At 65.7% G+C, this 12,084-nt stretch carries 8 protein-coding genes and 1 pseudogene; 3 read left to right on the top strand and 6 right to left on the bottom strand.

What is annotated here, in order from left to right; translation table 11 throughout:
• Window positions 1-52: 52 nt before the first annotated feature.
• Window positions 53-763 (top strand): annotated as a pseudogene (locus ABZW74_RS16445) (lysophospholipase); the annotation flags it as partial.
• Between the two features lie 293 nt (window positions 764-1,056).
• Here the strand turns inward: ABZW74_RS16445 and ABZW74_RS16440 are convergent.
• The gene (locus ABZW74_RS16440) at window positions 1,057-2,628 is read right to left on the bottom strand and encodes an alpha/beta hydrolase-fold protein (RefSeq protein ID WP_355277599.1); all 1,572 of its coding nucleotides are present in this window, start codon (window positions 2,626-2,628) and stop codon (window positions 1,057-1,059) included.
• Window positions 2,629-2,751: 123 nt separating this feature from the next.
• Window positions 2,752-4,176 (bottom strand): aldehyde dehydrogenase family protein, encoded by a 1,425-nt coding sequence (locus tag ABZW74_RS16435; RefSeq protein ID WP_240856562.1) that lies wholly within the window; start codon window positions 4,174-4,176, stop codon window positions 2,752-2,754.
• A gap of 149 nt (window positions 4,177-4,325) precedes the next feature.
• Between ABZW74_RS16435 and ABZW74_RS16430 the strand changes: the two genes are divergently transcribed.
• A complete protein-coding gene (locus ABZW74_RS16430; protein ID WP_240856563.1) occupies window positions 4,326-4,646 on the top strand; it encodes a putative quinol monooxygenase in 321 nt (106 codons plus the stop codon).
• Between the two features lie 4 nt (window positions 4,647-4,650).
• On the opposite strand, the gene ABZW74_RS16425 is transcribed toward ABZW74_RS16430, so the two are convergent.
• The 3 genes from ABZW74_RS16425 to ABZW74_RS16415 all read right to left on the bottom strand — a co-directional run bounded on the left by ABZW74_RS16425 (window position 4,651) and on the right by ABZW74_RS16415 (window position 8,399).
• A complete protein-coding gene (locus tag ABZW74_RS16425) occupies window positions 4,651-7,008 on the bottom strand; it encodes an MMPL family transporter (RefSeq protein ID WP_240856564.1) in 2,358 nt (785 codons plus the stop codon).
• A gap of 4 nt (window positions 7,009-7,012) precedes the next feature.
• On the bottom strand, window positions 7,013-7,666 hold the full coding sequence (locus ABZW74_RS16420) for a TetR/AcrR family transcriptional regulator (protein ID WP_355277595.1): 654 nt from the start codon (window positions 7,664-7,666) through the stop codon (window positions 7,013-7,015).
• A gap of 508 nt (window positions 7,667-8,174) precedes the next feature.
• On the bottom strand, window positions 8,175-8,399 hold the full coding sequence (locus ABZW74_RS16415; protein WP_240856566.1) for a hypothetical protein: 225 nt from the start codon (window positions 8,397-8,399) through the stop codon (window positions 8,175-8,177).
• 86 nt (window positions 8,400-8,485) lie between these two features.
• Between ABZW74_RS16415 and ABZW74_RS16410 the strand changes: the two genes are divergently transcribed.
• Window positions 8,486-9,796, top strand: coding sequence for a trypsin-like peptidase domain-containing protein (locus ABZW74_RS16410; RefSeq protein ID WP_355277590.1), 1,311 nt, complete (start codon window positions 8,486-8,488; stop codon window positions 9,794-9,796).
• Between the two features lie 974 nt (window positions 9,797-10,770).
• On the opposite strand, the gene ABZW74_RS16405 is transcribed toward ABZW74_RS16410, so the two are convergent.
• Window positions 10,771-12,078, bottom strand: coding sequence for a hypothetical protein (locus ABZW74_RS16405; protein ID WP_240856707.1), 1,308 nt, complete (start codon window positions 12,076-12,078; stop codon window positions 10,771-10,773).
• Window positions 12,079-12,084 lie beyond the last annotated feature (6 nt).

The raw sequence follows: 12,084 nt of genomic DNA, 5'->3' as shown, positions 1-12,084 counted from the left end.
GGCCCAGGGCCTGCACGAGCTTTGGCCCCTTTAACCGCCCGTCGTCGACCCACTCGTGCCGGCCGGTTTGGTGGTCGCCGTCCCCTACCATGGCGGGCACGGCAGGTCGGGCGGCAAGCGCCTGCGGGTGCGCGGGTTCGCCGACTTCACCGACGATCTGGACACGGTGATCGACCAGGTGACGACGCCCGACGCGCCCACTTTCCTCCTCGGGCACAGCATGGGTGGCGCCATCGCGCTCGACTACGCCCTCGACCACCAGGACAAACTCGACGGGCTCGTGCTCTCCGGTGCTGCCGTGGTTCCCGGCGACGACCTGGCGCCCGCGGCGATCAAGGTGGCAAAGATACTGGGGCGCGTCGCGCCGTGGATGCCGACCACCGCGCTCGACTCGGCGAGCATCTCGAAGGACCGCGCGGTGGTTGCCGCCTACGATGCGGATCCGCTGGTTCCTCGTGGCCGTATCCCGGCAGGTCTCGCCGGCGCCCTGCTGTCGACGATGCAGACCTTCCCGGATCGTCTACCGTCGCTTCATCTTCCACTATTGGTGTTGCACGGCAGTGCCGATGCGCTGACCGCGCCGGCCGGCAGCGAGATGGTCGACCGTCTGGCGGGATCGGCCGACAAGAAACTCGTCATCTACGACGGCCTCTACCACGAGATCTTCAACGAGCCGGAGCAGGACATCGTGATCGGCGACGTGGTCGAGTGGCTCGAGGCGCGAGCGCCGATCGCATCCCCACCCGCCGACACCGCTCCGTGATTCGGCGTTTCCTCCCCGCTGCTGAGGCGCCCACCGCTCCCTGACGTGCGAGGAGCGCAAGCGAGCCCCCCTCCGCTCCCTGAGGTGCGAGGAGCGCAAGCGAGCCCCCCTCCGCTCCCTGAGGTGCGAGGAGCGCAAGCGAGCCCCCCTCCGCTCCCTGAGGTGCGAGCGAAGCGAGCCTCGAAGGGTCCTGGTGAGACGACAATGTCATCTCACCAGGCCTTCGAGGCTCTCGGCTGGCGCCTCGAGCACCTCAGGCAGCGGCTCTGATGTAGGGGTGGCAGAGGTAGGCGTCAGTTCAGCGGTGGCGGAGGCGGCGTCGTCTCGGTGGTGGTCGGCGCCTCGGTCGCCGACGGCGTGTCGAGCGGCTCGGGCGTCGGGTCGACGGCTTCCGGTTGCGTCTCCACGGCCTCCGGCGTCTGCGTGGTCTCGGCGGTCGCCGGGGGTTGCGTGCTGGTCTCGACCGGGGTCGGGACCTCGGTGCCGGCGACCTCGTTCGGTGTCACGACACCGTCCGGGGTCCGCGCGCCGGGGGTTGCCGCTCCCGGATCGTCGGTGGTGCTCTCCGGCGAGTCCTCGGTCGTGGCGGCGTCGGTGGTCTCCGATTCAGCGGCCGCGAGGATGGCGGGATCGAGAACCGGTGGCGTCGCCGCCGCCCGCTTTGCCGCGACCGTCGCCTGGGCAGTGCCTTCCGGCTCGGGGGTGCCCTGCGCCGACACCAACTGGGTCTTGGCGGTGACCGGCGGGTTGTTGCGCAGCGCCTCGAGAACGTGCGGTTTGCCGTCGGCGAGCGCCCGACCCCAGTTCTCCCACGTGTGACCACCATAGTTGGGCAGCGAGATCACCGACGCGCCGCTCTGCGAGGCCTGCATCTGGAAGAGCACCGTGGACACCGCGGACAGGATCTCCAGGGCGATCGCGCTGATCTGGTCCTGCTGCGAGAGTTTCCGCATCTCACTGTTGGTCAGGAAGCCGTTGCCTGACGAGATGATCAGGACCTGACCGTTCTCCTTGAGCTTGCCGATGTTCTTGGACGGATCGTTCTCCGCCCACCGCTGGCTACCGGGTGTGCCCCACATGTTGAGGATGCCGTTGGTGTAGTTGGACACCATGGTCTGGGAGGCGAGGACGCCGGCGTAACCGATCGGGTTGTCGGTCTGGTAGTAGCCGGACATCGCCTGGACGACCTTGAACTGTTCGGGGTGCTTCTCGGCCAGCGTGACGGCCGGACCGCCAGACATCGAAAGTCCCACGATCGCATTGTTGTTGGGGCTGACCCCGAAGTTCTCCTGCAGGTAGGCAGGCAGTTCGTCGGTGAGGAAGGTTTCCTGCTTGATGGTCTTGTTCTCGTTGCCCGCACCGGCATCCCAGTCGGTGTAGAACGACGACGCGCCGCCGACCGGCATGACCAGGGTGGTGTCGGTGCTGCGGTCGTAGACCTTGGCCGCCTGGACGTCGGTCGTCCACGCCGAGCGCTGCTCGTTGGCACGCATGCCGTCGAGCAGGTAGATGCCCTGGTTGCTGCCGTTGGAGGCGCGGATCTGCACGATGACGTACTTGTTCTGCGACTTCGACCAGACCTTGCAGTTCTGCACGTAGTTGCCGGACTTGTCCCACGTGCATCCGGGCCGAAGAACCTCGGGATGGCCCGAGAGCGCGCGGGCCGGATTGCTCGCGGCAAACAGGCCGCTGGCCGCGAAGAGCGCCATGGTGACGATTGCGACCGCCGACACCCCACTGATCAGTCGCTGGCGCGGAGTCAGGCGGGGTCGTCGGCTGGTGGATTCCGAACCTTCCGACGCGGCGTCGGCCGGGGCGTCGTCGACGGAAATGAAGTCATCGGTGTTGTCGAGATGGGACGACATGGAACTCCTGTCATACGCAGCACCGAGAAGCGTGCCGGGATGACTGGAATGTCGTTCGATGGGTATACGGACGTTACAGCGCCCCGGTCGGATGACCGGGGCGCTGCAATCGGGGGAGGGCGATCAGGCGCTGTAGCCCAGCAACGACTTCACTTCGAGGAACTCGTCGAAGGCGTAGTCGCCCCACTCACGGCCGTTTCCGCTCTTCTTGTAGCCGCCGAACGGGGCGACCGGGTCGACCTGGGCGCCGTTGAGTGAGATCGATCCGGCGCGGATCTGCGAACCGATACGACGCACCTCGTCGACGTCGGCACCGGACACGTAGCCGGCGAGTCCGTACTCGGTGTCGTTGGCGATCTTGAGCGCTTCGTCGATCGAGTCGTAGCCGATGACCACCAGAACCGGACCGAACACCTCGGTGCGGGCGATCTCCATGTCGTTGGTGACGTTGGTGAACACCGTCGGCTGCACGTAGTAACCGGTCGGCAGGCCCTCGGGACGGCCGGGACCACCGATGGCGGGCTCGGCGCCGTCGGCGATGGCGCGCTCGATCAGACCCTGGATCTTGTCGAACTGGGCTTCGGAGACCACTGGGCCGAGCATCACGCCGCCGGTGGGGTCGCCGACGGTGAAGTTGGGTGCGGCCGCCTTGGCGATCTCGGTGACCTCGGCGACGCGGGCCGACGGAACGAGCATGCGGCTCGGCGCATTACACGACTGGCCGGAGTTCAGGAACATGGTGGCGATGCCGCCGGCAACGTTCTCGGCGAACTTGTCGTCGTCGAGGATGATGTTGGGGCTCTTGCCGCCGAGTTCCTGCGCCACCCGCTTGACCGACGGTGCGGCGCTCTTGGCGACCTCGATGCCGGCCCGGGTGGACCCGGTGAACGAGATCATGTCGATGCCCGGGTGACTGGCCAGCGCGGTGCCCACGCCGGGGCCGTCGCCGTTCACCAGGTTGAAGACACCGGCGGGAACGCCTGCGGCGTCGAAGATCTCGGCGACGATCGCGGCACTGAACGGCGCCACCTCCGAGGGCTTGAGCACCATGGTGCAGCCCGTGGCCAACGCCGGTGCGACCTTGCACATCACCTGGTTGAGCGGCCAGTTCCACGGGGTGATGAACCCGCACACCCCGACCGGCTCCTTGACGATGCGGTGCGCACCGCGTTCGGCGCTGAACGCGAACTCGGGGAGCGCAGCAGCCGCGGTCATCAGGTGGCCGAGCCCGATCGGCACCTGGGCAGCGTTGGTCAGACCGGTCGGCGATCCCATCTCCTCGGTCACGGCTGCGGCGAGGTCACCCATCCGGTTCTGGTATTCGGCGATGATCGCGTTCAGCACGTCCACACGCTCGTCGACGGTGGACTGGCCCCACGTGACAAAGGCACGTCGTGCGGCGTCGACCGCCGCGTCGACGTCGGCGGCACTGCCGAGCGCGACGTGTCCGGCCGCCTTCTCGGTCGCGGGGTTGATGACGTCGATGATGTTGAGCTCCGCCGGCTCGACCCACTGACCGTCGATGTAGAACTTGGTGATTTCCCGCATGGTGCCTCCGTGTTGATTGGCGCATTTGCGCATGACGTAATGCGCAAAGTGGTGACAGATGTTGTCTGTTTCACAGTCTAGCCATCTTGGCCGTTGCGGATTCTCATATCGCGACGAGCGGGTGACCGAGGCTGTTCTACAGTCGGGGGATGATCCTCATCGTCGTGAAATGGCCCATCAAACCCGAGCACGCGGATCGCTGGCCGGAACTGTCGGCGGAGTTCACCGCCGCGACCCGAGCCGAACCGGGCAACAAATGGTTCGACTGGTCACGCAGCCTCGACGACCCGACCACCTACGTCCTGGTCGAAGCTTTCGAGGACGACGCCGCCGAGGCACACGTGACCTCCGACCACTTCCGCAAGGCGCAGGCCGACCTGCCCCAATACCTGGTGCGCACACCCGACATCATCAACGCGACGATCGACGCCGACGAGTGGTCGACGCTGGGGGAGTTTCCCGTCGAGTAGCGTCTCAGGCCTTGGTCGACACGACCGCGTCGCCCGAGTCTGTTCTCGCGTCGGTCGCAGGGGATTCCGCGATGCCGAGTGCCTCGCCCTCGACGTCGACGTTGGGCAGAATCCGGTCCAGCCAGCGCGGCAGCCACCAGGCCTTGTCGCCGAGCAGCGTCAGCACGGCCGGCATCAGCGTCATCCGCACGACGAACGCGTCGAAGAAAACCGCGGCGGCAAGCGCGAAGCCCATCACCTTGATGAACGCCATGTCCTGGAGCATGAACGCGGCGAAGACCGAGATCATGATCGCCGCGGCGGCACCGACCACACGCGCGCCATGCCGATAGCCGACGATTACGGCCTGTTTCGCATCGGCGCCATGGACATAGGCCTCGCGCATACGTGTCACCAGGAACACCTGGTAGTCCATGGCCAGGCCGAACACGATGCCGATCATGATGATGGGCAGGAACGACACCACGGGCTGCGGGTTGTTGATGATCCCCAGCGCGCCGTCGGTGAACAGCGCCACCGTGACGCCGAAGGTGGCGGCGACACTGAGCAAGAATCCGAGCGCAGCGGTGAGCGGTACCAGGATCGAGCGGAACACGATGATCAACAGGATGAACGCGAGTCCGACGACGACGAGGAGGTAGGGCACCAAGGACTCGGACAGTCGGTCGGACACGTCGAGTTCGATCGCGGTCTGCCCGGTGACGCCGTAGCTGATCCCGGTGGTGCGCTGGACGGTCGATTCCATGGAACGTAGCGTCCCGACCAGGTCGTGGGTCGCCTCATCGTCGGATGCGTGGGTCGGTAGGACGCTGATGACCGCGGTGTCGCGGGACTGGTTGAGACCGTCGGCGCCGATCCAGACGTTCGAGACTCCGTCGACCTTCTTGAGGTCCTCGACGAGGCTGTTGAACGTGCGCACGCGCTCGGTCTGGTCCTCGATGTTGCGGCCGTCGGCGACCACCACGAGCGGTCCGTTGTATCCGGGGCCGAACTTCTCCGACACCAGGTCGTAGGCCTGACGCTGCGTGGTGGACGGGTCGGCGGTGCCGTTGTTGGGCAACGCGAGTTTCAGTCCGGCCATCGGGATGGCCAGGAGCAGCATGACGACGACGATCCCGCCGGTGACCAGGCGCGGATGGTCGACGACGCGACGCACCCATCGCTGACCGTTGTGTACGCGCGCAGGGTCGTGCGGCCCCACATCGGGGGCGTTGAGGAACGGTAGTTGTCCCGCAAAGGCTTTGGAGCCGAACAGTCCGAGGATGGCCGGGAGCAACGTCAGCGCGACCAGCACGGCGACGACCACGGTTCCGGCCGCCGCGATACCCATGGCGGTCAGGAACGGGATGTTGACGATGGCGAGTGCCGCCAGTGCGATCACCACCGTGCTGCCGGCGAAGACGACGGCCGAGCCGGCGGTGCCCACCGCTCGACCGGCTGCGTCGGCTCGGTCCACGGTGCGATGCATTTCGTGACGGTAGCGGGACACGATGAACAGCGCGTAGTCGATTCCGACGGCGAGCCCGATCATCGTGGCCAGCATCGGGGTCTCTTTGCTGAGGTCGAAGAAATACGTACCGACCGAAACCCCGAGCATGCCGATGGCGACGCCGACGATCGCGGTCACGATGGGCATGCCCCACGCGACCAGCGACGCGAAGGTGAGGATGAGAATGATTGCGCCAACCGCGATTCCGATGAGTTCGGACGTCATGCCGAGCTCGTGCGATTCGATCGCCGAACCCGACATCTCGACGGTGAGTCCGCTCTTGCGGGCGTCGTCGGCGACCTTCTCGATCGCGTCCTTGGTCGCCGGGGTGAGGTCGTCGGCGGTGTCGACGGCGAAGGATGCGCCGAACTGTGCGGCCGTCGCGTCGGCGGTGATCGGTGAGGTCGCCTGCGCGTCGGCGGCGGCCTGCTCGGCGGACTTTCCGAACACCTGCTGCTCGAACCCCTCGATCATGGTGCGTGCCTTGCCAGGATCTTGCGCGGTGCCGAACGTCACGAACGGACTCTGCACCGAATCCGGGTTCTTCACCTGCTCCATACCGCGCAGCGAGGTCACCATCTGATTGATGGCTTCCTGGTACCGCGCCTCAGTGAGGGTCGAACCCTGCGGCGCGGCAACCACATACGTGACGTCGACGCCCTCGCCGAACTTGGGTTTGTCCGGGAACCGCTCGACCATCAGGTTCTGTGCGCGCTCCGACGGGATACCCGGGATGGAGAACGACTCCGACGTCGGCTTGGCGAGGAGATTGGCGCCGATGCCGAAGGCGATGAGGACCAGGATCCAGATCGCGATGGTCTTGAACCGGTTGGCGTACGACCATCGCCCCACCTTGTAAAGAAAGGTTGCCACGTTCCTAGAGCTCCTTAGGTCGGGAAATCATCGGGCGGGAAATCGGTTGGGCCATACCGGCTTGCACCTGATCCAGTGCAGCGTCGAGCACTGTGCGGACTTTGTCGGGATCGTTGACGTCGTCGCCCTGGGCGCGCGCCACCCAAAACTCGAGAGCTACTCGGGTTGTCGCGATCGCGTTGTGCAGCACCAGATGTGGGTACAGCTCGTTGCCATCTTGTCCGCGCTGGGTGAACAGCGCCTCGACGCGCGCGTCGATCTGGCCGATGAGGTCGACGTGCTGCGAGTGCGCGACAACGATCGGTTCGGAGTCCAGCAACCGGAGCAGCGTCACGAACTCGGCGGGCTTTCCGAGGTCGGGGGAGGTGGCGACGTCCACCAGCGCACTGCGAACGGCACTCCAGAACGACTCGTCGAGTGGCTGCGACTCGATGCGGTCGACGATGGAATCGAACAACGCCGCAGCAAAGAAGACCAGAGCGTCTTCCTTGCCGCTGAAGTAGTTGTGAAAGGTGCGCACCGACACGCCGGCCTCGGCTGCGACGGTGTCGATGGTGACGCGGTCGATCCCGTCACGGGTGGCCAGGCGAAGTACCGCGCTGGCGAGGGCGAGCCGAGTAGCCGCCTTCTTCGTTTCGCGCAGGCCTGTCGAGTGCATAGAGCCCACGGTACTGAAGTTGCAGATCTCTGCAAGATTGCAGACGAATGCAAGTTTGCGATTCTGGTCACAGTTGCCCATGGAGGGTGACCGGTGCGACGCACCTGAGTACTCGCTGATCCGAAGCGTTCAGTGACTAGCCTTCTGACCTGGGGAAACACGATACTGTCGTGCCCGCAAAATCTCGGGGAAGAAGTTTCTTCCCCGAGGTTCACAGTCGTCCCCTACAAATTTCTGGGGGAAGACACCAAGGGTCGGGGACGAAGTTTCTTCCCCGACTTTTTGTGGGCGCATGTTCCTGGCGTCGCCGGTCGGCGGAACGCGGCGACCGGCAATCGGTGACTGAGATCGGGCCCGTCAGCGTCCGCTTCTGGGACATGCCCGGCGGACCATCGTCAGGGGCCCGATCCTGGCCACCGGCCCGACCTCCAACACTGGCCGGCGGCTTGCGATCCTCCTCGCTCGGCCAGGGCGAGGTCCACCACAGAAGGCCGACGCGGTTGAGAGTTCAGTGCACGCTGCTGAGAATGGCGAGTACGACGCCGACGATGGTGAGGATGCCGACGATCACGGCCATCGCGATCGCCAGGCGACGACGTCCGTGCCTCGCCGCATTGATACCCACGCCGATGCAGATGAGGATCACGGCAGAGTAGAGCGAGATGCTCAGGGTGAGTAGCGCGGCGGAGGAACTGGATGAGTCGGCCTGGGCGAGAACGGTGCCGGTGATCATCCTTCGAGTACATCACCTCGACGTATCTGGCCGTTTCCTGGGTGGATTGTCAGCAGATTGGTGGTCTTGGTCTTGGTCTGCTCTCAGTGTTCGAGATCACTGTGGACGCGGTGAACACCGAGAACTGGCACTCCGATGGCTATCCCGCACAGCCACATTCCCCGCAGCCGCACTCGTCCGGGTGGTACACGGGCTCGCATGTACCTGGCGGATACGGGCCCACTTATGCCCAGCCGCAACCAGAATTGCAGCCCGGGCCGCCGACGCGTCGTCGACGAACCGTGACCGCTCCGATCATGGCGACGGCACTCATCGCCGGGCTGCTCGGCGGCGCTGTCGGCGTCGGGGGCAGTCTGCTCGTCGACCGGTCGGACAACGTTGCGGCACCGCTGCTCACCTCCGTGCCGGCCGGCAACAACCCGGCCGACCAGCAACCGGGATCGACAACCTATGCGGCGCAAGTGGCTTCGAAGTTCACCGCCGACATCAAGGTCGCCGGAAGCCAGGGGACCGCCGTCGGCAGCGGGATCGTGTTGTCGCAAGACGGTCATGTGCTGACCAACAATCACGTCGTCGATGGTGTCGGGAACAGCGGACGCATCCAGGTGACCACGTCGGACGGTAAGACGTTCGCGGCGTCGGTGACGGGAACGTCTCCGTCCTACGACCTTGCGGTGATCAAGCTGCAGGACGCAAGCGGGTTGACGCCTGCCGCTCTGGGCGAGTCCTCGGGGGTGAAGGTCGGCCAACAAGTTGTCGCCGTCGGATCGCCGGAGAACCTCTCCAACACCGTGACGTCGGGGATCGTCAGTGCGTTGTCGCGCACCGTGACAGCCGGTGACGGCAGTGGCGGCCCGGTCGCGGTCTACAACGGTCTGCAGACCGACACCGCGATCAACCCCGGCAATTCCGGTGGACCACTGGTGAATCTGAGCGGCCAGGTGATCGGCGTGAACTCGGCCGTCAACACCGGTCAGGCGGCATCGGGCGGCGTGCAGGCCTTTGGACTCGGCTTTGCGATACCGGTGGACGTTGCCAAGCGAGTGGCGAATGAGATTCTGCAGCAGGGACACTCGACCAAGCCGGTGCTCGGTGTGTCGGGCTCGATCGGCGGCGACTCCTCGGACCAGGGGGCGCGAGTGGCCTCCGTCCAGTCCGGCGGCCCGGCTGACTCGGCAGGCATTCGGCAGGGCGACGTCGTGACCAAGATCGGTGACGCCACCATCGGTGGCTATGCAGATCTGATGGCCCAGACGTTGACGCACACACCCGGCGATACAGTGCCGGTGACCGTCGAATCGAACGGTCGCACCCGGACCGTGAACGTCACACTGGGTTCGGTGGTCGATCAGGAACAGACCGTCGTGCGCGAATCCGATGATGGCTCAGGTGAATAGGGGATCGTCGACTGCCGAACAGAAACCGTACATGCGGCCAGAAACCGCGGGCCTGGTCGGAAACCCCTGGTGCGCAGCGGGTTTCTAGCCAGACACGCGGCCTCTGGGTTCGCGACTCGCTGGCGCGCACTCGGACGAGGGCGGTCGTCCGGCCACCCCAGGTCGGAGCGTCGCTCACCGACCTCCTCGGATCAGCGACCCACCCGCCGACGTCGTCGGCAATCGTGGAGGCGGAAAGAGTGAGGCCGTCCGGAACGGTCTACGTGAGGAGCCACCGAGGGCACATTTCCCTCGGAGGCACTTCAGCACGACCGTTTCGGACACGAGGTCGACCGGCCGGCCATCTGGCCCGCCAGGAGCGCCGATCGATCCGCCGGCGCGCATAGATGGCAGCATCGTTGGGGACGAAAAACGCTGTAGCAGAGGGTGCCCGCCAGGCGACACCTTCTGCTACGACGTTGGCTGGGCGGCCCGACACCTGGCGCGGACAAGCACCGACAGAGGTTTCAGCTTGCTCCGTTATCCGACGCAAATTGAAACGCTTCGGTGCGAGTGTTCACCCACTGGCCGGACGCTGCGGACATGGCGATCGCGTTTGCGCAGGTCGGCGGCCCGGTCACGTAGCTCTTCGAGTCAGCGACTCACCGTCGGCGTTGCCGACGATCATGGAGGCGGGAAGAGCGCGGCCTCGTCGCAGAAACCGCATTGGTCGCCAGAAACCGCTGATGTGGCCAGAAACCGCTGGTGCGCCTCGGGTTTCTGACCAGACACGCGGTTTCTGAAACCACGACGCGCCTCGGGTCGGTGAAGCGGCCGCCACGGACCACCCATCACAGAGACCTCACTTGTGGTCAGGGACCGTCGGCAGTTCCGAAGGTCTCTGACCAGATATGAGGTCCCTGTCGACGCGCGGTCCTCGCGGCCGCGACGCCACGTAACCCCAGGTCACGACGCTGGTCACTTAACTCTTCGGATCAGCCACCGAACAACAGGTACAACCCACCGAAGGTGTAGGCGACCATCACGACGATGAGTCCGAGCTGGCCGGTCAGTTGGTGTCCCTTGGGGAGGATGCGCAACGAGCGGTCATGCGCGGCAATGACACCCAATACATGGCCGCACAGGACGAACAGCACCTTCATGGTCGCCAACGCGCCCTGATGTTCTGAAAGAACGTAGGACACGGTGAGATTGGAGATACCCAGAACGTTCCAGCCCGCGTCGGCCGGGTCGGCGAGCAGGATCAGGGTGGCCTGTCCCTTCTCGACCAGATACGACAGGTAGTGAGCGAAGATGTAGCCGACCACGATCGGCACGATCGAATGGATCAGCTGCCCGGGCAACAGGCGCCGCTGCGCCCGGGTCATACCGCCGACCATCTGCGTGGAAACCCAATAGCTCAGCGCCACGATCAACACAGCGCACGCGAGGCCGACGGTCCGCCACAACTGGGGTGCACCGCTGTCCTCGACGAACCTGCCCCATCCCGGGAAGGCGTTGAAACTGTCGAAGGCAGTGGAGCCCAGCAAGACTGCCACAACCGTCACGATGCCGGGGCCGGGGACGAGGCCGCCGAGCGCATCGAGCGGATTGCGCCAGGCCAGGCGGCCGTCGGGCCCGCGCCCGACGATGGCCAGGTGGGAGATCAGCGTGCTGTACACCTCGAACGGGTCGGCGGCTGCACACCATTCGCGCCCGAAGACCACGGCACCGACGAGAACCACGGCGACATAACACAGCAGCCATGCGCGTACGGCCCACACCTCGCCGTTGCTGCTGCATGCCAGCTCCAGCCAGGCGAACGCGAACAGGCCCAGTGCGCCGGGCCACACCCCGACCCACGCGGGTAGCCGGACCAGCGGAGACCGATCCCGAAACACCCAGCGGTGCAACGTTCGCCACGGTGACAGGACCCGCCAGAACGGACCCAACAGCAGGGATGCGGGAACCAGACCCACCCACACGAGCACGTAGAGAAAACCGGATAGCGGATTGCGACTCGGCTCCGACGATCCGGCGAAGGCCGCGATCGCCACCCAGCCGACCAGCGCGACGGCCAGCATCCGCAGGACACCTCGGACACGCGCATCGTCCGACACCGCGGCAAGCACCGCGGGTAGCCGTGATCCGACGCGCTCCGGGTCGAGGCGTGGGGTCTTCCACACCAGAATCGTGATGACGAACGAAAACGTCAGTGCCCACGCGCCGCCGATGAGCGCGTACGTGAACGGAATGGGCAGGTCCGTCGAACCGCCGATCCCGTGGGCGACAACAAGATTCACTGGCGC

It is taken from the genome of Gordonia sp. NPDC003585 (assembly GCF_040610755.1).
Classification (GTDB): Bacteria; Actinomycetota; Actinomycetes; order Mycobacteriales; family Mycobacteriaceae; genus Gordonia.
Note: the sequence above shows the minus strand (reverse complement) of the source record. Positions and strands in the feature narration are given on the sequence as shown.

Coding starts and splice junctions, on each gene's coding strand:
- ABZW74_RS16440 (WP_355277599.1), bottom strand. CDS start 2,628: ATGTCGTCCCATCTCGACAACACCGATGACTTCATTTCCGTCGACGAC.
- ABZW74_RS16435 (WP_240856562.1), bottom strand. CDS start 4,176: ATGCGGGAAATCACCAAGTTCTACATCGACGGTCAGTGGGTCGAGCCG.
- ABZW74_RS16430 (WP_240856563.1), top strand. CDS start 4,326: ATGATCCTCATCGTCGTGAAATGGCCCATCAAACCCGAGCACGCGGAT.
- ABZW74_RS16420 (WP_355277595.1), bottom strand. CDS start 7,666: ATGCACTCGACAGGCCTGCGCGAAACGAAGAAGGCGGCTACTCGGCTC.
- ABZW74_RS16415 (WP_240856566.1), bottom strand. CDS start 8,399: ATGATCACCGGCACCGTTCTCGCCCAGGCCGACTCATCCAGTTCCTCC.